Source organism: Nocardioides guangzhouensis (assembly GCF_004519545.1).
Taxonomy (GTDB): domain Bacteria; phylum Actinomycetota; class Actinomycetes; order Propionibacteriales; family Nocardioidaceae; genus Nocardioides; species Nocardioides guangzhouensis.
Genome location: NZ_SDKM01000015.1, coordinates 24283 through 47516, shown reverse-complemented (window position 1 = coordinate 47516; position 23234 = coordinate 24283). Strand labels below are relative to the sequence as shown.

At 69.6% G+C, this 23234-nt stretch carries 16 protein-coding genes; 9 read left to right on the top strand and 7 right to left on the bottom strand.

Annotated features, from left to right (window positions below):
• Positions 1–85: 85 nt before the first annotated feature.
• The 4 genes from EKO23_RS11670 to EKO23_RS11655 all read left to right on the top strand — a co-directional run bounded on the left by EKO23_RS11670 (position 86) and on the right by EKO23_RS11655 (position 10347).
• Positions 86–4978 carry an Ig-like domain repeat protein gene (locus EKO23_RS11670; RefSeq protein WP_134717419.1) on the top strand — a complete coding sequence of 1631 codons (4893 nt, stop codon included), beginning with the start codon at positions 86–88 and terminating at the stop codon, positions 4976–4978.
• Positions 4979–5107: 129 nt separating this feature from the next.
• On the top strand, positions 5108–8662 hold the full coding sequence (locus EKO23_RS11665) for an Ig-like domain-containing domain (protein WP_134717417.1): 3555 nt from the start codon (positions 5108–5110) through the stop codon (positions 8660–8662).
• A 44-nt stretch (positions 8663–8706) separates the two neighbouring features.
• A complete protein-coding gene (locus EKO23_RS11660) occupies positions 8707–9324 on the top strand; it encodes a hypothetical protein (protein ID WP_134717415.1) in 618 nt (205 codons plus the stop codon).
• Between the two features lie 30 nt (positions 9325–9354).
• Positions 9355–10347: a phosphatase PAP2 family protein gene (locus EKO23_RS11655; RefSeq protein ID WP_134717413.1), complete on the top strand. Its 993-nt coding sequence runs from the start codon at positions 9355–9357 to the stop codon at positions 10345–10347.
• 10 nt (positions 10348–10357) lie between these two features.
• Here EKO23_RS11655 and trpD read toward each other — a convergent pair whose 3' ends face one another.
• From trpD to EKO23_RS11640, 3 genes are read right to left on the bottom strand one after another with little or no spacing between them, the layout of a single operon-like run.
• On the bottom strand, positions 10358–11389 hold the full coding sequence (gene trpD / locus EKO23_RS11650; RefSeq protein ID WP_134717411.1) for an anthranilate phosphoribosyltransferase: 1032 nt from the start codon (positions 11387–11389) through the stop codon (positions 10358–10360).
• 1 nt (position 11390) lies between these two features.
• A complete protein-coding gene (locus tag EKO23_RS11645; protein ID WP_134717409.1) occupies positions 11391–11792 on the bottom strand; it encodes an Rv3143 family two-component system response regulator in 402 nt (133 codons plus the stop codon).
• Between the two features lie 58 nt (positions 11793–11850).
• On the bottom strand, positions 11851–12777 hold the full coding sequence (locus EKO23_RS11640) for a cytochrome c oxidase assembly protein (RefSeq protein ID WP_134717407.1): 927 nt from the start codon (positions 12775–12777) through the stop codon (positions 11851–11853).
• 62 nt (positions 12778–12839) lie between these two features.
• Between EKO23_RS11640 and ctaE the strand changes: the two genes are divergently transcribed.
• The 5 genes from ctaE to EKO23_RS11615 all read left to right on the top strand — a co-directional run bounded on the left by ctaE (position 12840) and on the right by EKO23_RS11615 (position 18451).
• Entirely contained in the window at positions 12840–13490 is a 651-nt protein-coding gene (gene ctaE / locus EKO23_RS11635) for an aa3-type cytochrome oxidase subunit III (RefSeq protein ID WP_484213838.1), read from the top strand.
• A gap of 23 nt (positions 13491–13513) precedes the next feature.
• Positions 13514–14398, top strand: a complete 885-nt coding sequence (gene qcrC / locus EKO23_RS11630; RefSeq protein ID WP_134717405.1) for a cytochrome bc1 complex diheme cytochrome c subunit — start codon at positions 13514–13516, stop codon at positions 14396–14398.
• Positions 14395–15486 (top strand): cytochrome bc1 complex Rieske iron-sulfur subunit, encoded by a 1092-nt coding sequence (gene qcrA, locus EKO23_RS11625; RefSeq protein WP_425464394.1) that lies wholly within the window; start codon positions 14395–14397, stop codon positions 15484–15486. The genes qcrC and qcrA overlap by 4 nt, the downstream gene beginning before the upstream one ends.
• Positions 15483–17237: a cytochrome bc1 complex cytochrome b subunit gene (gene qcrB, locus EKO23_RS11620; protein ID WP_134717403.1), complete on the top strand. Its 1755-nt coding sequence runs from the start codon at positions 15483–15485 to the stop codon at positions 17235–17237. The genes qcrA and qcrB overlap by 4 nt, the downstream gene beginning before the upstream one ends.
• A gap of 68 nt (positions 17238–17305) precedes the next feature.
• Positions 17306–18451, top strand: a complete 1146-nt coding sequence (locus EKO23_RS11615; RefSeq protein ID WP_246051040.1) for an MFS transporter — start codon at positions 17306–17308, stop codon at positions 18449–18451.
• 293 nt (positions 18452–18744) lie between these two features.
• Here the strand turns inward: EKO23_RS11615 and EKO23_RS11610 are convergent, their stop codons facing one another.
• From EKO23_RS11610 to ctaC, 4 genes are all read right to left on the bottom strand, one after another.
• Complete coding sequence (locus EKO23_RS11610; protein WP_246051039.1) at positions 18745–19932, bottom strand: L,D-transpeptidase; 1188 nt, start codon at positions 19930–19932, stop codon at positions 18745–18747.
• A 213-nt stretch (positions 19933–20145) separates the two neighbouring features.
• Positions 20146–20541: a cytochrome c oxidase subunit 4 gene (locus tag EKO23_RS11605; RefSeq protein ID WP_134717399.1), complete on the bottom strand. Its 396-nt coding sequence runs from the start codon at positions 20539–20541 to the stop codon at positions 20146–20148.
• Positions 20538–22331 carry an aa3-type cytochrome oxidase subunit I gene (gene ctaD, locus EKO23_RS11600; RefSeq protein ID WP_134717397.1) on the bottom strand — a complete coding sequence of 598 codons (1794 nt, stop codon included), beginning with the start codon at positions 22329–22331 and terminating at the stop codon, positions 20538–20540. Before ctaD ends, EKO23_RS11605 begins: the two co-directional genes overlap by 4 nt.
• Positions 22328–23224 (bottom strand): aa3-type cytochrome oxidase subunit II, encoded by an 897-nt coding sequence (ctaC, locus tag EKO23_RS11595; protein WP_246051038.1) that lies wholly within the window; start codon positions 23222–23224, stop codon positions 22328–22330. The genes ctaD and ctaC overlap by 4 nt, the downstream gene beginning before the upstream one ends.
• Between the last annotated feature and the right edge of the window lie 10 nt (positions 23225–23234).

Sequence of the window (23234 nt, the reverse complement as noted above, 5' to 3'; positions counted from 1 at the left end):
CATGTTGCCGCAATGGAGTCACCCACTCTCCAGGTGGCCCCTAGGTTCCGCCTGTCTGCATTGTCTGGACCAGGGGGATCTCGTGGTGTTGTCGTCGACCCGCAGGAACGTCGTTCGTGGATCGGTCGTCGGGGCCGTCGTGGCCAGCGGCCTGGCCCTGACCGGCCCGGCGCACGCGACAGTCACCGAACCGGTGATCGTCGGACCCACCGGAGCCACGACCCCGTTCCCGGAGCTCACCTGGGAGCGCGTCGAAGGTGCGGTCGGCTACGAGGTCCAGGTCGACAACAGCGCGGACTTCACGAGCCCCGAGTGGCAGTCGTCCACGGTGAATGCGTTCTCCGTCGCCACCAAGGTGCTCCCGCCCGGTTCCTTGAGCTGGCGGGTGCGCGCCAAGGACGCCTCCGGCATCTTCAGCGCCTGGTCGAACGCGACGATGGACGTGACCCCCGTCGACGCTCCAGTGCCGATGGCGCCTGCGGACGGCGCACAGCTGTCCCAGCCAGCCGATCCGCCGCTGCTGCGTTGGGAGCCGGTGCCCGGTGCGGCCAGCTACACCGTGGAGGTGGACACGGAGACCGAGTTCGTCTCGCCCTCCTCCTACACGACCAAGGCCAGCTCGTTCGTCGTCCCCGTCAACCAGGCTCCGGAGGTCGACTACTGGTGGCGGGTCAAGGCGACCCTGCCCGACGGAGTCGTCACCGACTACTCGCCGCCATTCGAGTACCGCATCGCGCCGATCGACATCCCGGACATCACCGGACCGGCCGCGGACCAGGACATCACCGACGTGGTCCTCGACTGGGACCCAGTGGACGGCGCCCGCTACTACGAGCTCGAGGTCGACGACGACTTCGACTTCAGCAGCCCGGACAGCTCGCAGGTCCCGGCCAAGATCTACGGCACGCGGTTCTCCCCGAAGACGACGTTCGCCAACGACCAGTACTACTGGCGGGTCCGCGCCGTCGACCTGAGCGGCCACCCCACCGAGTGGGTCGAGCTCAGCGAGGAGAACTTCTACCACTTCGACCGGGTGTGGGAGGACACGCCCGTGCCGGTCCATCCGGCCGGCACCGACCCGCAGTTCGTGGGTGACGACCTGTACTTCGAGTGGACCCCCGTCCGTCATGCCTCGAACTACGAGCTCTGGCTGAGCACGGACCCGAACTTCACCTATCCCGCCCCGCAGACCAAGGTGTGCCCGGTGGTCGGCACGACGTACACCCCGGGCGAGCTGGGCGACCTGTGCATGCCGTGGTCCGAGGGAACGGTCTTCTACTGGAAGGTCCGGCCGATGGACCGGCCGTTCGACAACGTCGGTGTGCCCGGCATCTTCTCGGCGCGTCAGTCCTTCGTCTACAAGGACGAGCAGTGGATCACGGGCCTCACCCCCTCCCAGGACCAGACGGTGGACGTTCCGACGTTGTCGTGGCAGCCGGTCCCGCACACCGAGGAGTACGACGTCTCGCTGCTGAAGAACACCGGGTCCCAGGTGTTCTCCAGGAAGACGCACGCCACCTCGATCACGCCGTTCGGGGTCAAGGCCCTCCAGCCGGAGGACGGTCCGTTCACCTGGCGGATCACGGCGCTGGATGCCGATGGGCGTCTCACCACCACGATCTCCCGACGGTTCCAGGTCTCCGGCACCGTGACCGCGACCGGTGATGCCCTCGCGCCCATCACCGGGATCGACACCGACCCGGCGACGCTGCGGGCACCCGCGCTGAGCTGGCAGCCACTGGCGGGCGCCGACCACTACCGGCTGCACGTCCGGGACAACGCCAGCGGCACCTGGCTGGAGGCCACGTCCGACACCGTGCTCGGCTCGAAGCTGCCCTACCCCGCGGTCACCGACTTCTCGCCGACGTTCCTCGCGCCGGGAGAGTACGACTGGTACGTCACCGCGCACACCGACACGGGCGTGCAGATCGCCGACGGCTACGACCTCGGCCGGGTCGGAACCTTCCGCATCAAGCCGCTCACCGCCACCCAGGGTGAACGGCTGGCGCTGACGGGGTCAGCGCTTGACGCAGGCAACGCGTGCGCCCTGACGCTGGCCGACGGCCCCGACCAGATGTGCACGGGTGTGCCGGGCACGCCCGTGCTCGACTGGGACCCGGTCCCCGGCGCCTCGTTGTACCGGATCCACATCTCCCGGGACGGGAACTTCACCACCGGTTCCCTGGACGACACGCCGCCCTTCACGACGAACACCCGGTGGGTGCCCACGTTCCGCTATCCGTGGCCGGCCCTCCAGGACAGCACAGCGCAGACCGCGTACTACTGGTTCGTCCAGCCGTGCAAGAGCACGACGCTGTGCGGCCCGGACCCGCGTTCGTCGATCGACCCGGCCAGGCACGCGTTCAAGAAGGTCTCGCCGAGGCTGCAGCTGATCTCGCCCGCCACCGACGACCCGACCACCGAGGCCGACGACGCGACAGGAACCGAGATCACCTTCACCTGGCAGGACTACTTCGACCGCAACCAGGCCACGCACTACGACGCCACCGGGGAGACCAGCCCTCAATCCGGCATGCGCTACCAGTTCCAGATCGACGACCAGCCGACGTTCGCCAGCCCGCTCGACACCTCCCCGGTCCTCGTCGACCAGCCGACGTACACCGCCGCAGACCGGCTCTACCCCGAGGGACCGCTCTACTGGCGGGTCCAGCCGATAGACGGGGCGGGCAACGCGCTCGGCTGGTCCGAGACCCGGACCGTGGTGAAGCGCAGCGAACGGCCGACGTTGACCTCACCGGTGAGCTCGTCAGCGGCGGAGTCCTACCCGGGCAGCGTGCCGTTCCGCTGGGAGGCCCAGCCCTTCGCCGGGAAGTACGAGATCCAGGTTGCCAAGGACGGGGACGCCAACTTCTCGTCCGGGAACCTCGTCGTCGCGACGAAGTCGACGGTGCAGCCCGCCTTCACCACCGGCGTGACCGCGGCGAAGGTCCTCCCCGCCTCGCCGACACCGTACGTGTGGCGCGTGCGGCGCATCGACCCGCTCGGCAATGCCGGCCCGTGGTCCGCTCCTGCCTCGTTCTACTCGCTCGGTGACGCTCCCCAGCAGCTGGCACCGACCAGCGCGAGCCTCATGGCTCCGAAGGCGGGACTCTTCCGCTGGTCAGCCGTGGACGAGGCGGTGAAGTACAAGCTCGAGTACCGCAAGGCCGGATCCACGAGCTCCACCAGCGTCACCACCCCTGCCCAGGCGTTCGCGGTCACGTCGACGCTCCTCGCTGGTGACTACCAGTGGCGGGTCTCGGCCATCGACGTCGAAGGAGCGGTGCTCGGCACCAGCGACTGGCGCCCGGTGAGCGTCGCCGCCAACCCGGCCGCGACCACGGCCCCCGTCATCTCGGGGTCCGGTACCTACGACACCACCCTCGTCTCTGTCGACCCGACCTGGAACGTGGCGGGGGTGACCCACACCTACCAGTGGCTGCGCGGCGCGACCGCCATCCCCGGAGCCACGACCCGGTCCTACTCGGTCACCGCGGCCGACCTCGGCCAGCAGCTCTCGCTGCGGGTCACCGGCACCGCGAGCGGCTTCGAGCCGACCGTCACGACCAGCAACGCCATCAAGGCCAGCCCTGCGTTGGCGCCGACCGCCAGCACGCCCGCCACGATCAGCGGCACCGGCAAGGTGGGCAGCACGCTCACCTCAACCCTCCCGACCTGGAACCCGTCCACCGGCGTGACCTCGACGCGCCAGTGGCTGCGGAACGGATCCGCCATCTCCGGCGCGGAGGGCGCCACCTATACCGTGGTGGCGGCGGACCTCGGCGCGCTCATCACCCTGCGGGTGACCGGCACCCAGCCCGGCCACGCCGACGGCGTCAGCGTGAGCAACGGCATCTCCGGTGTGACCGGCGACGCCCCGACGGCGACCGTGGCCCCCTCGGTCAGCGGCAGCGGCAAGGCGGGCACGACGCTCACCGCGACTCCCCCGACCTGGAGCATCAGCGGGGTGTCCACGTCCGCCCAGTGGCTGCGCGACGGCAGTGCGGTCGCGGGCGGTACCGGCGCCTCGTACGCGGTGACGGCCGCCGACGTCGGCCACCAGCTGAGCGTGCGGTACGCCGGAACGGCCCCGGGCCGCGCACCGGCCACCGTGACGAGCGCCCCGGTCACCGGGTTGCTCGGTGACGCACCGGTCGCCGCCGCGCGCCCCACCCCGTCCGGCGACCGCAAGGTCGGCACGGTCCTCACGCTGCCGACCGTGTCCTGGAGCATGACCGGGGTCTCCGAGACCTTCCAGTGGCTGCGCGACGGCTCACCGATCGCCGGCGAGACCGCGCGCACGCACACCGTGCTCCCTGCCGACCTCGGCGCCGAGCTGACCGTTCGGGTGACCGGCCGCGTCGCCGGACGGCAGCCGGGCACGGTGCTGAGCAACCCGGTCACCGCGGTGGTCGGGGACGCTCCTGTCGCGACACGAGCTCCCGCCGTCACCGGCGTGCTCCGCGTGGGCTCGGTCCTGACCGCCGACCCCGGAACCTGGTCCCGCACACCGGGATACGCCTACGCGTGGCTGCGCAACGGCGTCGTCATCGCCGGGGCCACGTCGTCGGCGTACGGCCTGGTGCCCAAGGACGCCGGCCAGCGGATCTCGGTCCGGGTCACGGCGACCCGCACCGGCCACACACCAGGCATCGCGACGTCCGCGCAGGCAACGGTGGCCAGGGTGGCGTCGACGGTCACGGTCGGGCCGCGCACGCAGAAGGTACGGCTCCGCCGTTCCGCCCCGATCAAGGTGACCGTGCGGGCTGCCGGCTTCCCGGCGCCCACCGGCACCGTGCGGGTGTACGACGGGCGCCGCCTGGTCCGCACCCTGACGCTCAAGCCCGCCAACCGGGGCGTGCTGAAGACCAGCGTGCCCGCACGGTCGCTCGGGAAGCACACGCTCAAGGTGACCTACGCCGGCTCGTCGTGGCTGCTGCCGAAGTCGTCGAAGGTGTCCATGACCGTCGTGCGCTGAGTCTCGTGCGGGCCGATCGGTCCGACCTGCCTAGCCCGTTCGGACTACTTTGTCCGGTTGGACAGGCATGGTCGCCAATTCGTCCCTAGCGTGGCTCCGTTGCTCGCTGTCCAACAAGGGGGAACGCCGGTGTTCAGCAACCTGTCCCGTCGTCTCGGAGGTGGCTCGGCCCTGATCGGGCTGGTACTCGCCACCGTCGCCGTGACCGTGCCCGCGGGTGCCGCCCAGGCGGCACCCTCCAACCTGTCGCCCGGCGGCGAGGTGTCGTCCAACACACCGACCCTGTCGTGGAGCCGTCCCAGTGGGGCGGTGAAGTTCGAGGTCCAGGTCGACAACGACGACAGCTTCGCGTCGCCGGGCTACTCGGTGACGACCGTGAACACCCGTGCCGTCCCGACAACGCTGCTCGGCACCGGAGACCAGTACCTCCGGGTCCGTGCGTTCTCGTCGTCGGGGGCCGCCTCCTCCTGGTCGAGCACCAGCTTCACCATCAGCGGCTTCGCCGCTCCGACGCCGATCTCCCCCGTGGCCGGCGACACCCTGGAGCAGCCGCAGGACCCGCCGCTCCTCACCTGGGACGGCATCCAGGGGGCGACCGAGTACACCGTCCAGGTCGACAAGGAGGGCGACTGGATCGGCTCCTTCGAGTACAAGACCCAGACCACCTCCGTCGTGGTCAAGGACCCCCTCGAGGCGGCACTGAGCACCGGGACCACGTACCACTGGCGGGTGAAGGCGAAAAAGGGAACCGGCGTCGAGTCCTCCTGGTCGGACGAGGCGACGTTCACGGTCATGCCCCTGGACCAGGTCGGCATCGTCAGCCCCGACGACAGCCCCGACAACGAGATCGAGGACGTCGTCCTCGACTGGAATCCGGTCCCCGGGGCTCAGTACTACGAGCTGCGGGTGGCGACCAACGACGACTTCACCAACATCGTCGAGACCCGCACCAAGATCTACGGCACCCGCTACTCCCCGCCGGTGACCTACAAGAACAACCAGTACTTCTGGCAGGTGCGCGCGATCGACCTCAGCGGCAACCCGACCGACTGGTCACAGGTTCGGGCGAACTTCAGTCGGGTGTGGCCGGACACGCCGCAGGCGCTGTACCCGGCCGACCCGGGGCTCGAGACCATCACGGGTGATCCCTACTTCCAGTGGTCGCCGGTCCAGCACGCCAGCCAGTACGAGCTCCAGGTCGGTTCGGACGCGAACTTCTCGCCGGACACCTACGAGACCTGCATGGTCGCCGGCACCACGTACACGCCGTACGCCGGTGTCGTGCCCGAGAGCGGGAGTGCCTTCTTCTCGTTCCGGCAGGACGAGGACTGCCTGCCGATGCCCGGCGGTATCACGTACTGGCGGGTCCGTCCGGTCGATCGGCCGCAGTCCGGCACTCCGGCCTGGATCCTCGGCCTGTTCTCCGAGACGCAGTCGTTCCGCTACAACTCGGCCGCCGGCCTCACGTTCAGCCCGATCAACGGCGCCACAGTGGCTTACCCGACCCTCAGTTGGGACCAGATCCAGGGAGCGGTGAGCTATGAGGTCCGGATCCTCGACCGGTTCGGCACGGTAGTCGTCAACAAGGCGACGACCAGTGCCACCAGCTACACCCCGGTGAACGCCAAGATGGACCCGGCGAAGGGCCCGTTCCACTGGTTCCTGACGGGTCTGGACGCCCGGAAGAACCCCATGACCCTGTCGTTCGAGAACACCTTCAACCTCGGCGGCACGCCTCCCGCGTCGGGCCAGCCCGCCCTCACACCGCTCTCCGGGCGAGCGGTCGACGGCGCCTACGCCCTGCCGCCTGACCTGTCCTGGGAGCCGATGCCGGGCGCCGAGTACTACATGCTCTTCGCCGGACCCGCTGGCACCGGCACCCGGTTCAGCCCGGTGGGCGGCGATGCGCTCGAGAAGAAGCTGTACTTCCCGCACGTCACGGACACCTGGTCGTGGTTCCTCGCGCCCGGCTCCTACGACTGGCGGGTCCAGGCCTACAGCGCCGCCAACGAGATCATCGGTGTGTCACCCCTTGCGACGATGACCATCTCACCGATCGCCAGCGCCCAGAACACACGCTTGGCGATCGACGGTCTGACCTTGGACTCCGGCACGACCTGTAGCGCCCGGATCGGGCAGACGCCGGACATCTGCTCGGACGCACCGACGACGCCGGTGTTCGACTGGAGCCCGGTCCCGGGTGCGTCGCTCTACATGCTCTACGTCTCCGAGGACGCGAACTTCACGAACCTCGTCGAGCCCCTCAGCGCGGTACCGGCGACGACGAACACCCGCTGGGCGCCCACGCTCAGCTCCCTCCGCGCAGCCCTTCCCGAGAGCCAGGCGGGTGACGCGTACTACTGGTTCGTCCGTCCGTGCCGATCGATCCAGACCTGCGCGGCCAGCCCGGTCTCCCAGGTGGGCAAGGCGACGAACAAGTTCCGGAAGCGTTCGCCCGGTGTGGCCTCGAAGTCCCCCGGCGTGCCGACCCAGCCGGCGCCGACCAGCGTTCCCGAGGTGAGCTCCGCGGAGATCACCTTCAGCTGGGACGACTACTTCGACACCAACCAGTCCACCACCTGGTCGGCCACCGGGGAGAAGAGCCCGCAGGCGGCGATGCAGTACCGCATCCAGGTCAGCAAGACGCCGACGTTCAGCATGACCGCGAGTCAGAACCTCGACGACATCCTCGTGGACCAGACGACGTACACGGCCTTCACGAAGATGTACCCCGAAGGCCAGCTCTACTGGCGGGTGCAGGCGATCGACGCGGAGGGCAACGGCCTCTCGTGGTCCGACGTCCGCACGTTCGTGAAGGCCAGCCCGGCGGTGACCCTCCGGTCGCCCGTCAACGGCTCGGTCGGCGCGGGAAGCCGTGCCTTCGAGTGGGAGCCCCAGGCGTTCGCCGGCAGCTACCAGATCGAGGTCGCCAAGAACGACGACAAGAACTTCTCGAGTGTCAACCGCCTGTTCCTGGTGACCGGCGTGAAGCAGACCGCGTACTCGTGGAACCTGCCGATCCCGCCGTCTGCCAAGGCGTACTGGTGGCGCGTGCGTCGCGTCGACCCCAGTGGGAACCTCGCCCAGTGGTCGTCCCCGCGGTCGTTCCTGTCACAAGGCGCGAGCCCGTCCCTGCTGGCGCCGGCCGACGACTCGTTCCAGCCCTCGAACGGACCGCTGTTCAGCTGGACCGATGTCCCGGGCGCGTCGTCGTACACGCTCGAGTACCGCCGGGGCACGTCGACCACCACCGTGACCACGGCGGCTACCGCGTACGCGCCGAACCTTGCGCTGCGCGACTCCACCTACAGCTGGCGCGTGACCGCCAAGGACTCCAACAAGAACGTCCTCGGCGTGAGCTCGTGGCGTCAGTTCACCGTCGACGGCACGCGTCCCTTCGTGTCGGCGTACTCGCCGCGGACCTCGATGACGCGGGGGCAGAACCTGACCGCCACGTTCAGCGAGCCGGTGCGGGGCGTCAGCGGCACGACGGTGCGGCTCTACCTCGGCAGGACCAAGGTGCGGGCCAGGGTGACCTACAGCTCGTCGAAGCAGAGGGCCACGCTGAACCCGTCGAGCTACCTCAAGCGCGGGAAGACCTACACGATGAAGGTCTCGGGTGCGATCAAGGACGCGAAGGGCAACCTGGTCGTCGCGAAGACGTGGAAGGTGCGGGTCAAGTAGCCCACGCTCGGCCAGGTCGCGCGAGGAGCCGGTAGTCTCCGCGCGTGACCTGGCTCGACGCTCTGGGCTGGGGCGGCAGCGCCCTGCTCGTCTTCTCCCTCATGCAGGCGCGGGTGCTGCGCTTCCGTGCGCTGAACCTGCTGGCCTGCCTGATCCTCATCGTGTTCAACGCGATCCTCGGCATCTGGCCGATGGTCGCGATGAACGCGGTGCTCAGCGCCATCAACGTGTGGTTCCTGGTGAAGCTGCTCCGCGACCGCCACGACGAGGCCGCCTTCGAAGTGCTCGAGGTGCGCCCGGACGACGCCTACCTGAACTACGTCCTGCGCCGCAACGCGGCCGACATCGCGACGTTCCAGCCGGACTTCGACGCGGCCGGGCTCGGCGCCCGCCCCGGGGACGCGGCGTACGTCGTGCAGAAGGGCGACGAGACCGTCGGCGTGGTGGTCATCGAGCCCGACGGCGAGACCGCCCGGGTCCGGCTTGACTACGTGACTCCGCGATTCCGGGACTTCTCCCCCGGCGAGTTCGTGTGGCGCCGCAGCCACCTGCTGCGCGACCGGGGCTTCCGTCGGGTCGAGACCTCCCCTCGGATGGTCGGCGCGTACTACGACCGGGTCGGATTCAGCCGGACCGGCGACGCGTACGTGCTGGAGCTCTGACCTGTCGGTCGCATTCCCTAGAATCGCCGCATGGCGACCGGCGAGGTGACCGCACGGACGCGCTGGTCCAGCGGCACCTGGTCGGGGGCATGGGCACCGCGCGTGGTCGCCTTCTGCGTCCTGGCCCTGGTCTTCGCCGCGGTCTCGGTCGTCGACGGGCCGCAGAACGGCTACCTCAAGGTGCTGCTGTGGCTGTGGCTGGCGTCGGTGTGCTGGAACATCGCCGAACACCCGCGGCGGCACCTCGAGTTCCTCCGCGACTGGTCGGTCCCGCTCGCACTGCTCGTTCTCTACACCTACAGCCGCCAGCTGGCCGACAACCTCGGGACGACGATCCACGTGCACGAGCCGGTGGTCGCCGACAGGCTGCTCGGGGGCGGGGACATCCCGAGCTCACGCCTCCAGGACTGGATGTGCGGCGACCCGTGCAACCCCACCGGCCCGCCACAGTGGTACGACCACCTGCTCTGGGCCGTCTGGTTCTCCCACTTCTTCGTCGGCATGACCCTCGCCGTCGTGCTGTGGGTCCGCAACCGCACCGCGTGGCTGGGGTGGATGCGGCGCTACTTCGGCCTCTGCTTCGTGGCGCTCGTCGGGTACGTCACCTACCCGATGGCGCCCCCGTGGATGGCCTCGCTCGACGGCGCCCTGCCCCACGACGTGCAGCGGCTGACGGCGCGGGGCTGGATCGGCCCCCGGCCGTCGGGGGTGGAGGACCCCCACAGCTGGGCCGGCAACGCGGTGGCGGCGATGCCGTCGCTGCACGCGGGGGTGGCGTTCCTGGTCGCGATCTACGCGATCCAGCGGCTCCGCTCGGCCTGGCGCTGGGCCGCGCTCGCCTACCCGGTGCTGATGTCGTTCGCCCTGGTCTACCTCGGGGAGCACTACGTGGTCGACGTGCTGGTCGGGGCCGGGTGCGCGGTCGCCGTGCTGGCGCTGTGCTCGGCGTGGGAGCGCTGGCGGTCGGGGCCGGAGACACTCGCGCCCGCCGCCCACGAGGAGGCGGTCGGCGCGTCGCGCTGAGCCCGGAGGGTCAGACCGCCGCGCAGGCGGCCACCCAGCGGGTGAGCGCGTCCTTGGCGGCGCCGGACTCGATCGCGGCGGAGGCCCGCGTGATGCCGTCGGCGACGGCCGCCTCGACGTCGCGCACTCCCCCGGCGTGGACGGCGAGCGCGGCGCCGGCGTTGAGGACGACCGCGTCGCGGACCGGGCCCGGCTCGCCGTCGAGCAGCCGGCGTACGACGTCCGCGTTGTGCTGGACGTCGCCGCCGCGCAGGTCGTCGGCGGTGGCCGGGGCGATCCCGAGGGCGCCGGGGTCGAGCGTGGTCTGCTCGGTGGCGCCGTCGTGGACCGACCACACGGTCGAGGTGGTGGTCGTGGTCAGCTCGTCGAGACCGTCGTCGCCACGGAACACCAGGGCGTCGACGCCGCGGGCGGCGAAGACACCGGCCAGCACCGGAGCCATCCGGGCGTCGGCGCAGCCGATCGCCTGGGCGGCGGGCTTCGCCGGGTTGGCCAGCGGGCCCAGCAGGTTGAACGTCGTGCCGATGCCGAGCTCGCGACGGGTCACCGCCGCGTGCCGCAGCGCCGGGTGGAAGCGCGGCGCGAAGCAGAAGGTGATCCCGGCCTTGCCGGCCACCTCGGCGACCTGCGCCGGCTCGAGGTCGAGGCGTACGCCGAGCGCCTCGAGCACGTCCGCGGACCCGGCGGCGGAGGACGCCGACCGGTTGCCGTGCTTGACCACGGTGGCACCGGCGCCCGCGGCCACGATGGCGGCCATGCTCGAGATGTTGACCGACATGGAGCGGTCACCGCCGGTGCCGACCACGTCGAGGGTGCGGCCGGGGACGGAGAGGGGTGCGGCCTGCGCGTACATCGCCTCGATCAGCCCGGCCAGCTCGGTGACCGTCTCGCCCTTGGCCCGCAGCGCGACCGCGAAGCCCGCCACCTGCGACGGGGTGGCGTCGCCGCCGAGGATCTGGCCCATCGCCCAGGCGGCCTGCTCCCCCGTCAGGTCGGCGCCGGCGACCAGCGTGGAGAGGACGTCGGGCCAGGTGTGCGACATCTCAGGCCGGGACGCGCGAGCGGAGCAGCCCGATCACGGCCTCGGCGAGCTGCACCGGGTCGAGCGGGTGGGGTACGGCGGCCTCGGCACGCGACCAGGTGGCCAGCCAGGCGTCCTGGGGGCGGCCGGTCAGCACCAGCACCGGCGGGCACTCGTAGATCTCGTCCTTGAGCTGCTTGGCGATCCCCATCCCGCCGGCGGGAACGGCCTCGCCGTCGAGGATCGCCAGCGCGATGCCGCCGGCGTCCATCTGCTGGAGGACGACCGGCTCGGTGGCCACCTCGACGTACTGCAGCTCGGGCAGGTCCGGGTGCGGCCGGCGGCCCAGGGCGAGGATCACCTGCTGGCGGGTGTTCACGTCGTCGCTGTAGACGAGGACGCGGAGCGGCGTGGTGTCGGTCACGCGGCGATCCTATCGGCCGCGGCCGCGGTGGTTTCGAGACGGTCGCAGGACGACCTCCTCAACCACCGTTCGAGCGCTGCTCGAGCAGGTCCAGGCGCCGGTCCTCGCGCGCCGCCTCCCGCATCGACGCGCGCACCCACTGGGCGAACAGCACCCCGAAGAAGAGCAGCCCGACCAGGTCGCCGGTGGCCCACAGGATGCCGCCGGCGAGGTTCTGGTCGGCGGCCGCGTCCGGCAGCCACGCCCCCATCGGTCCCTCGCGCAGCGCCCGGTAGTGGTCGCCACCGATCAGCGAGTCCTGGCTCATGATCGTGACCCCGAGGAACGCGTGGAACGGCAGGCTCAGGAACACCAGGGCCATCCGGAACGGGTAGGACACCCGCCCCGGCACCGGGTCGATGCCCACGATCGGCCAGAAGAAGAGGCAGCCGACCAGCACCAGGTGGACATGCATCATCTCGTGGACGTACGCCGAGTCCAGCGACGCGTCGTACCACCCGGAGAAGTAGAGCGCCCACGGCGAGATGACGTAGAGCGCGAACGTCAGCGGCGGGAAGCTGAGCACCTTCGCCACCCGCGAGTGCAGCACCGCCAGGAGCACGCCGCGCGGTTTCCGGGGCAGCGTGCGCAGTGCCAGCGTGACCGGGGCGCCGAGCGCCAGGAACACCGGCACCCACATCGACAGGATCATGTGCTGGACCATGTGCACGCTGATCAGCGTCGTGTCGTACGTCGAGAGGCCGGAGGCGGTGGCGAAGAGAAAACCACCCATCCCGGCCACCAGGAACGCCAGGGTGCGACCCACCGGCCAGTGCACGCCGCGGTTGCGCAGCACGAGCACGCCGACGACGTACAGGCCGGCCACCCAGACGGTCACCACGAACAGGAACGGGTCCAGCGACCAGTCGGTCCACACCCGCCCCCAGGTGAAGCGCGGGAGGTCCTGGACGGCGTCCGAAGCGGCCAGCACGCGGGGGAAGTCCACGGTGTGAACTTTATGACGCGACTCAGCCGGGGGTCGGGGTGCCCTCGGGCGAACCAACTGACATGATGGGGCCCGTGGCGACAGCAACAGCGATTCCGGCTTCCCGTCTTCACGGGCATCACGACCGTCCCAGCATGGTCAGCGTGGGCACGATCATCTGGCTCGCGAGCGAGCTGATGTTCTTCGCGGCGCTGTTCGCCTGCTACTTCACCATCCGGGCCCAGAGCCAGGACCTGTGGGCGGCCGAGACACAGCTCCTCAACATCAAGTTCGCATCGGTCAACACCACGATCCTGGTGCTGTCCTCGGTCACCTGCCAGCTCGGCGTGTTCGCCGCCGAGCGCGGCCAGGTCGGCCGCACCGGCTCGGTCTTCAACGTGCCCGGCTGGGGCCTGCGCGAGTGGTTCGTGCTCACCTACGTGATGGGCTCGGTCTTCATCGCCGGCCAGGCGATCGAGTACGTCGAGCTGGTCCACGAGGGCCTGACCATCCCCGCCAACGCCTACGGCACCGTCTTCTACCTCACCACCGGCTTCCACGGCCTCCACGTGACCGGCGGCCTGATCGCCTTCCTGTTCGTGCTCGGCCGCACGTTCATGGCCCGTCGCTTCACCCACGAGCAGGCGGTCAGCGCCATCGTCGTGTCCTACTACTGGCACTTCGTCGACGTGGTGTGGATCGGGCTCTTCGCGACCATCTATCTGATCCGATAAGAACGAGATCGAGGACTGAATTCGTGCGTCTCCTGAACCGCTCCGCCGGACGGCTCTCGCGCCACCGTCGCGGACCGCTCGCCGGCCTGCTGGTCCTGCTGCTCGGCCTGATCCTGACGGGCACCGTCTACGCCGCGTTCTCGCCGGCGAGTGCCACCAAGGCGGGCAAGAGCGACGAGGAGCTGATCCAGCAGGGCCGTGAGCTCTTCCTGGTCGGCTGCGCCTTCTGCCACGGCCAGAACGGCGAGGGCGTCAAGAGCTCCAAGGGCCAGTACGGCCCCTCGCTGGTGGGCGTCGGCGCCGCCGCGGTCGACTTCCAGGTCGGCACCGGCCGCATGCCGATGCAGCAGCCCGGCCAGCAGGCGCTGGCGAAGAAGAAGGTCTACACGGACGAGGAGATCCAGGCGCTGGCGGCGTACGTCGCTTCGCTCGGCCCGGGCCCGGCGATCCCGGACGAGTCCGAGTACTCCCTCGAGGGTCTCTCGGAGGAGGAGCAGCGCGAGGCGATCACCAAGGGTGGCCAGCTGTTCCTCACGAACTGCACGGCCTGCCACAACTTCGACGGCTCCGGCGGAGCCATGCCCAACGGCAAGTTCGCGCCCAGCCTCAAGGGCGTCGAGAAGCGGCACATCTTCGAGGCGATGCTGACCGGACCGCAGCAGATGCCGGTCTTCTCCAACGACGTCCTCCACCCCGAGGACAAGGCCGCGATCATCGCCTACCTCAAGTCCACCGAGGACACCCCCGAGTACGGCGGCTTCGGCATGGGCGGGCTGGGCCCGGTCAGCGAAGGCATGTTCGCGTGGCTGGTCGGGATCGGCAGCCTGGTGGGCTTCGCCTTCTGGATCGCCTCCCACACCGTCCGTTCGAAGAAGAAGACTGCTCCCACCGAGGGGACCGAAGCGTGAGCCACGACGACAACCTGCCGGAGGTCCCGGCGGACGAGAGGGCCGCCATGGCGGCCGAGGAGCCCCTCCCGAACCCCGGGATCGAGCCGCACACGCCGCGGCCAACCGACGTCGACAAGAAGGCCGAGAAGCGCGCCGAGCGCCAGGTCGCGACCTTCTTCGGCCTGTCGATGATCTGCACCATCCTGTTCGTCGTCGCCTACTTCGCGCTCGACATCAAGGACGACCCCGACACCATCGGCGGGCTCGGCGCGTCGAACGTGGCGCTGGGCCTGTCCCTGGGCTTCGCCCTGCTGCTGATCGGCATCGGCGTGATCCAGTGGGCCCGCAAGCTGATGGCCGACGTCGAGATCGTCGAGTACCGCCACCCCGCCACCTCCTCCCAGGAGGACCGTGAGGCCACCCTGGCGGCGCTGTCCCAGGGCCTCGAGGAGTCCGGCATCGGTCGACGCCCGCTGGTCCGCAACACCCTGCTCGGCTCGGTGGCGCTGCTCGGCATCCCCGCGGTCGTGGCCCTGGCCGACCTCGGTCCCGTGGCGACCAAGTCGGTCCGCAAGCGCACGCTCGAGACCACCTTCTGGAGGTCGGGCACCAGGGTCGTCAACGACGTGACCGGGCTCCCGATCAAGGCCGACGACCTCGAGATCGGCCAGCTGGTCAACGGCGAGCCCGAGGGCCTGGTGCACGTGCCCGAGCACCGCGAGGGCGTCACCTACCTCGAGGGCGCCGCGCTCCAGATCGAGAAGACCAAGTCCGCCGTGATCGCGGTGCGGATGCAGCCCGACGAGATCACGTTCTCGAGGCGCAGTCCCGAGAACTGGTCGGTCGCCGGCATCCTCGTCTACTCCAAGATCTGCACCCACGTGGGCTGCCCGATCTCCCTGTGGGAGCAGCAGACCCACCACCTGCTCTGCCCGTGCCACCAGTCCACCTTCGACCTCGCCGACGGCGGGCGTGTGGTCTTCGGGCCGGCCGCCCGACCGCTTCCCCAGCTGCCGATCACGGTGGATGATGAGGGATACCTCGTGGCCCAGAGCGACTTCAACGAACCCGTGGGCCCGAGCTACTGGGAGCGTGACTCCGAATGAGTTCCGAGAACCTGACGTCGTCCGTCGCCGACACCAACGCCGGCGAGCCTGCCGCGGCCAAGAAGGGGAACCCCGCCGGCAAGGTCGCCAACTGGGCCGACGAACGCCTGGGCCTGGCCACGCTGGCGAAGAAGAACCTGCGCAAGGTCTTCCCCGACCACTGGTCGTTCATGCTCGGCGAGATCGCGCTGTGGAGCTTCGTGGTCCTGCTGCTCACCGGCGTCTTCCTGAGCCTGTGGTTCAAGCCGTCCATGGCCGAGGTCGAGTACATGGGCTCCTACGACCAGCTGCGCGGCGTACCGATGTCCGAGGCCTACGCCTCGACCCTGGACATCTCGTTCGACGTGCGCGGCGGCCTCCTCATGCGCCAGATGCACCACTGGTCAGCCATGCTGTTCATCGCCGCGATGCTCGTGCACATGATGCGCGTCTTCCTGACCGGCGCGTTCCGCAAGCCCCGCGAGCTCAACTGGGTGATCGGCGGCCTGCTCATCCTGCTCGGCATCCTCGAGGGCTTCGCCGGCTACTCCCTCCCCGACGACCTGCTCTCCGGCACCGGCCTCCGCATCGCGGACGGCCTGGTGAAGGCAACCCCGGTGCTCGGCACGTACATGTCGTTCTTCATGTTCGGCGGCGAGTTCCCGGGCGACGACATCATCCCGCGGCTCTACATCGTCCACGTGCTGCTGATCCCCGGCCTGCTGCTGGCGCTGATCGGTGCGCACATGCTGCTGCTCGTCTTCCACAAGCACACCCAGTGGCCCGGCCCCGGTCGCACCGAGAAGAACGTCGTGGGCTACCCGATGCTCCCCGTGTACGCCGCCAAGGCCGGTGGCTTCTTCTTCATCGTGTTCGGCGTCACCGCCCTCATGGGTGGCCTGCTGTCGATCAACCCGGTGTGGAAGTACGGCCCCTACGACCCGTCCAAGGTCACCGCAGGCTCCCAGCCCGACTGGTACATGGGCATCGCCGAGGGCCTGCTGCGCATCATGCCGGGCATCGAGACGCACCTGTGGGGCCACACCCTGTCGTGGAACGTCTTCATCCCGGGCCAGCTGATGCCGATCGTGCTGCTCATGATCGTCCTGTCCTGGCCGTTCCTGGAGGCTTGGGTGACCGGGGACAAGCGGGAGCATCACCTGCTCCAGCGTCCGCGCAATGCCCCGACGCGCACCGCGTTCCTGGCGGCCATGATGAGCATCTACGGCCTGCTCTGGGCGGCTGGTGGCAACGACATCCTCGCGGTGATCTTCCACCTGAACCTCAACCACATCACCTACTTCATGCGGGTGGCCGTGTTCGTGGTCCCGGTGCTGGTCTTCATCCTGACCCGTCGCTGGTGCATCTCGCTCCAGCGGTCCGACGAGGCGCGCCTCCTGCACGGCTACGAGACCGGCATCATCATGCGCTCCCCCGAGGGCGGCTACACCGAGCGGCACCTGCCGGTCAGCGAGGCCTCGGCGTACACCCTCACCGCCCGCCAGCGTGACCAGGTGTACGACGCCGGCGCGGACGCCGACGCCAACGGTGTCTCGCGGGACGGCTCCCGGATCGCCCGGATCCGTGCCCGCCTGTCCCGGGGCATGTTCGAGAACAACGTGCAGAAGCCGACCGCGGCCGAGATCGAGGACGCGCACCACCACGCCGACGAGGTCCACGAGCTGGAGCACGCCATGGAGGGCCACTCCGCGGACGGCCACCAGTTCGACGGCCGTCACCCGGTCGACGGCGAAGAGCTGCGCAACCACTGAGCAGCCCCGCTCCGCACCAGTCGAAGCTCGGCCGGGGCGCCCGATGGGGCGTCCTGGCCGGGCTCATTTTGCTGTCGTTCAACCTGCGCCCGGCCGCGGTCAGCGTCGGGCCGGTGCTCGACGAGGTCCGGGACGGGCTGCACATGGCCCCGGCCACCGCGGGCCTGCTGACCTCGCTCCCGGTCCTCGCGTTCGCCCTCTTCGGGGCGCTGGCGCCCTGGCTGGCGACGGTCGTCGGCGTCCACCGGGTCACCCTGGGCGCGCTGCTGTGCGTCGTTGTCGGCCTCGGGGGCCGCGCGTTGGTGGACTCCTCGCTGCCGTTCCTGGCGCTGTCGATGCTGGCCCTGGCCGGCATGGCGACCGCGAACGTGCTGCTCCCCTCGCTGGTCAAGCTGCACTTCCCCGACCGGGTCGGGCAGGTGACCGCCCTCTACACGACCGCGCTGGCGATCGGACTGACCTCGGCCCTCACGCTCACGGTGCCGATCTCCGAGGCCGCCGGCGGCTCCGACGGCTGGCGTTGGGGCCTGGGCACCTGGGCCGCGCTTGCGCTGGTGGCCGCACTCCCCTGGCTGCGCCTGGTGGCCCACGACCAGCACACGCCCCGCACCGGAGGCGCCGTACGCCTGCGCGACGTGGGGCGGACCCGCCTCGGCATCGCGATGGCGGTCTTCTTCGGCCTGCAGTCGCTGCAGGCGTACGCCGTGTTCGGCTGGTTCGCGACCCTGTGGCGCGACAACGGCTTCTCCCCCACCACCGCCGGCCTGCTGGTCGGGCTGGTCGCCGGCGTGAGCATCCCGCTCTCGCTGTGGCTGCCCGCTGCGGCCGCCCGCCGCGACGACCAGCGGCTGCTGCTGACCGTGGTCATGGTCTGCTACCCGATCGGGTACGCCGCCCTCCTCGTCGCCCCGCAGGCGCTCGCCGTCCCCGCCGCCATCCTGGTCGGGATCGGCGCCTGCACGTTCCCGCTGATCCTCGTTCTGATCGGGCTGCGCTCCCGCACCCCCGCCGGCACTGCGGCGCTCTCCGGGTTCACCCAGTCACTGGGCTACCTGCTCGCCGCCGCCGGCCCGTTCGCCGTCGGCGTCCTGCACGAGGCCACCGACGGCTGGACCGCGTCCCTGCTCCTGCTGATGGCGCTGTGCGTCCCCCAGATCGCCCTCGGTCGCTACGTCGCCCGCCCGGCGTACATCGAGGACCAGCTGCCCCGCTGACCGCCCATCCGTGCGCGCGGGGGCGCGCGCCAGCCCCGGGTCGCGCCTGTCGCACGTTCTGGTCGTCTCGAGACCCCTGAGCGACCACGCCGTGCGAAGCGCCGGGGTACACCCCACTCCCCGGGGCAAACCCGCAGATCCGGGGTGCGGATTGCCCCGGTAGGTGCAGGATTCCCCGGGTACCCGGGGATTCCGGCGGACTGGACAGGCAGCTCCTGCGCTTGTCGGCCGAAGTTCTGCCTGTCATGTGCAGGATTCCCCGGTCAACCGGGGAATCCTGCAGACGTCCCCGGTCAGGAGAGGGCGGAGCCCTGCTTCCAGGTCGCGAACGACTCGTTCCAGTCGCCGTACCCGTTGGTGAGGGTCATCGGGCGGTCGGTGCCGGTGTACTCGACGACGTCGCCGCGCTTGGAGATGTTGTAGATCCAGCGGGCGTCCGCGGTGCTCATGCCGGTGCAGCCGTGCGAGACGTTGTCGTGACCCTGCGAGGCGACCGACCAGGGGGCGGCGTGCAGGAACTCGCCGCTGTAGGTGACCCGCATGGCGTACTCGACGTCGTCGAGGTCGTAGTAGTCCTCGCTGTTGCGGTCGCTGATGCCGACGGTCTCCGAGCGCATCCGCTTGCTGCGGAACTTCTCGATGATCACCTTGACGCCGCTGCGGGTGGTGAAGCCCGCCTTGCCGGTGGTGATCGGCGTGGTCTTCGCGAGCTTGCCGTTGATGAAGGTCTGCATCTGGTGGGTCTGCGCGTTGACCTTGCTGACGACCGCGTCACCGACGTGGAACTTCACGGTGCGCGACTCCTGGCCGTAGACGCCGTTGCCCGCGGGCACGCTGTTGACGTCCACGTCGACGGTGACGTCGGTGCCGGCCTTCCAGTACTGCTTGGGCCGCCAGTGCACCTCGGTGTCGCTCAGCCAGTGCCAGGCACCCGGCTGCTTCGAGGAGCTGGTGACCGTCATGTGCTTCTCGATCGACGTCTTGTCGGTCACCGGCACGTCGAAGGTCACGATCACCGGCATGCCCACGCCGACGGTCTCGCCGTCCAGCGGAGCCACCGAGGCGTAGGTCTGCCGGTCCAGCGGCAGGTCCTCGGTCTGGAACGACGTCCTGGTGCGGCCGGTGGTGCCGGAGGGCGACTTCGTGACGCCCTTGACGACGTACGTCGTGCCCGGCTCGAGGCGCCCGTCGGCCTCCCAGCCGGTGTCGTCGGGGGTGATGCCGCCCGGCAGCTCGACGCCCTTGCGGGACAGCACGCGGACCTTCTGCAGGGTGCCGTTGTGCGCGGTGAGCCGGAGGTGCGTGTCGACCGGCACGGCCTGCTTGCCGTCGACGTTCGAGGTGATCTCGACCGGGTCCTCCTGCGCGGCCTGCGAGGCGGTCGCCTGGCCGGTGCCTCCCCGGGCCTGCTCGGACGGGTCGTCGGAGGAGCACGCGGCCAGTCCCGCCCCGAGCACGAGCAGGGCGGTGGTCGCGGTCACGGCGCGCAGGAGTCCCGTGCGGTGTGGTGACATGAGGGCGATCTCCCAGAAGGACGTCAGAGCAGGCGTTCCCCTCCACGGTACCTGCTGCGACGCCCACGGCCACATCGCCGACACGTGGTGGTCCTCACGCGTCGCGGGCCACCGGCGCCGCGCGTACGGCGTCCGTGCAGGTCAGAGGCAGGTCCGACGCAGGTCTGGAGCGTGCGCGCTTCAGTGCGCGTGCTCGCCCCGGTAGTACTCGAAGATCCAGCCCTGCAGGGCCAGCACGCCGAGGAAGCAGCCGATGATGAACAGCCACCAGCCCATGACGACGCCCAGCACGCAGACGCCGAGGGCCAGGCCGCACCACATCGGCCACCAGGAGTACGGCGGGAAGAAACCCAGCTCGCCCGCGCCGTCGGCGATCTCGCCGTCCTTGCGGTCCTCGGGGCGCGGGTCCATCCGGGCCGCGTGGAACCCGAGGTAGAGGGACACCATCGCCACCAGCAGCGCCGCCATGGTGAGCGCGGAGGTGCCCGTCCAGTCACCGGTGATCAGCCAGTACGCCGGGGTGACCAGCACGAAGAAGATCGTCGTGGTGACGAAGATCCAGGTCTCGGCCTTCATCGGTCGGTGTCCCTCTCGTCGCTGTCCGTGCCGGTGTCGGGCCTGGTCTCGGTCATCGTGGTGCCGCCGTCGCGCAACATCTCCTCGCGACCCTCGACGGTCGGGGCGTCGGCGACGCGGCCCTCACGCTCGGCGTCGTTGTGCGCGAGCTCGAGCGCGGCGATCTCCGGGTGGTGCAGGTCGAACGCCGGGGACTCCGACCGGATCCGCGGGATCGAGTGGAAGTTGTGCCGCGGCGGCGGGCAGCTGGTGGCCCACTCGAGCGAGCGGCCCCAGCCCCACGGGTCGTCGACCTCGACCAGGGGCGCCTTCCGCGAGATGTAGACGTTGTAGAGGAACGGCAGCGTCGACGCGCCGAGCAGGAAGGCACCCACGGTCGAGACCTGGTTGAGCGTGGTGAAGCCGTCGCCGGGCAGGTAGTCGGCGTAGCGCCGCGGCATGCCCTCGACGCCCAGCCAGTGCTGGACCAGGAACGTGGTGTGGAAGCCGACGAACAGCAGCCAGAAGTGCAGCTTGCCGAGGCGCTCGTCGAGCATCCGGCCGGTCATCTTGGGCCACCAGAAGTAGAAGCCCGCGAACATGGCGAACACGACGGTGCCGAACACGACGTAGTGGAAGTGCGCCACCACGAAGTAGGAGTCGGACACGTGGAAGTCCAGCGGCGGGCTGGCCAGGATGATGCCGGTCAGGCCACCGAACAGGAAGGTCGTGAGGAAGCCCAGCGACCAGAGCATGGGGGTGTCGAAGGATAGGGATCCGCCCCACATCGTGCCGATCCAGTTGAAGAACTTCACCCCTGTTGGTACGGCGATGAGGAAGGTCATGCCGGAGAAGAACGGCAGGTTGACCGCACCCGTGACGAACATGTGGTGCGCCCACACCGCGACCGACAGGATCGCGATGCCGAGCGTCGCGCCGACCAGGCCGACGTACCCGAAGATCGGCTTGCGGCTGAACACCGGGAGGATCTCGGTCACGATGCCGAAGAACGGCAGCGCGATGATGTAGACCTCGGGGTGGCCGAAGAACCAGAACAGGTGTTGCCAGAGGATCGCTCCTCCGTGCTCGGCGTCGAAGACATGGGCCCCGAGCATGCGATCGGCCTCGAGCGAGAGCAGCGCGCCGGCGAGGATCGGGAACGCGATCAGCACCAGCAGGCTGGTGATCAGGGTGTTCCACACGAAGATCGGCATCCGGAACATGGTCATGCCGGGCGCACGCATGCAGATGATCGTGGTGATGAAGTTGACCGCACCCAGGATCGTGCCCAGACCGGCCATCCAGAGGCCCATGATCCACAGGTCGCCGCCGATGCCGGGCGAGCGGACCGAGTTGGACAGCGGGGTGTAGGCGAACCAGCCGAAGTCGGCGGCGCCCTCGGGGGTGAGGAAGCCGGAGGCGGCGATCAGGCCGCCCCAGAGGAACAGCCAGTAGCTGAACATGTTGAGGCGCGGGAACGCGACGTCGGGCGACCCGATCTGCAGCGGCATGATCACGTTGCCGAAGCCGAAGAACAGCGGCGTCGCGAACAGCAGCAGCATGATCGTGCCGTGCATGGTGAACAGCTGGTTGTAGAGCTCGTCGGACACGACCTGCTGGCCGGGGAACGCGAGCTCGGAGCGGATCAGCATGGCCATGAGGCCGCCGATCATGAACCAGGCGAACGACGTCCCGAGGTAGAGCTTGCCGATCAGCTTGTGGTCGGTGGTGGTGAGGATCCGCACCACCTGCTGGCCCAGCGGCTTGCGTCCGGCCACGGCCTGGCCGGTGTGCGGGGCTGTGGCAGTCACTCGGTGCCTCCGTGGGTCTCGTTCTCGGCTTCCTCGAGGCCGGCCTGGGTGTAGGCGTCGGAGCCGCCGAGCAGCGGCTCGTCGGCCACGTAGCCCTTGGCCTCGAGCTCCTTCAGGTAGGACTCGTACGCGCTCGCGCTGACCACCTGGACGTCGAACAGCATCCGTGAGTGGTAGACACCGCACAGCTCGGCGCACTTGCCCTTGAAGGTGCCCTCCTTGGTGGGGGTCACCTGGAAGCTGTTGCGGTCCTCGCCGTGCTGGCCCGGGATCACGTCCATCTTCATGAGGAAGCCCGGGATCCAGAAGGAGTGGATGACGTCGGGCGACGAGAGCTTGAACTCGATCGTCTCGTTGACGGGGAGGACCAGGGTCGGGATGTGCGAGGCGGTGCCGGCGGTGTAGGCGACCTGGCCGCCGGTCACGTCCCGGTCGCTGGAGTAGTTGAACGTCCAGGACCACTGCTGGCCCACGACCTCGATGGTGCGGTCGGGGTTGTCGACCTGGTCGAGCACCTTGTTCTGGGTGGTGACCGTGGCGTGGAAGAGCACGACGATCATCATGATCGGCGCGATCGTGTAGAAGATCTCGAGCGGCAGGTTGTAGCGCGTCTGCACGGGGATCTCGTCATCGCTGCGACGGTGGTAGGCGAAGATCACCCAGAAGATGAGGCCCCAGACCACGGCACCCGTGATCAGTGCGGCCACCCAGGCCCACTGCCACAGGTCGGCGATGAAGACGGCCTGCTCGGTGCCGGGCGAGTTCGCCGGCATCGCCCACCGGTGGAACTGGGCCTCGGTCTCGGAGGAACAGGCCCCGAGCGTCAGAAGGCCGACAGCGACCATCGTCGCCCACGACGCGCGACGGACGCGCGGGGGGAGTTGCAGACCCACGAACGAGCCT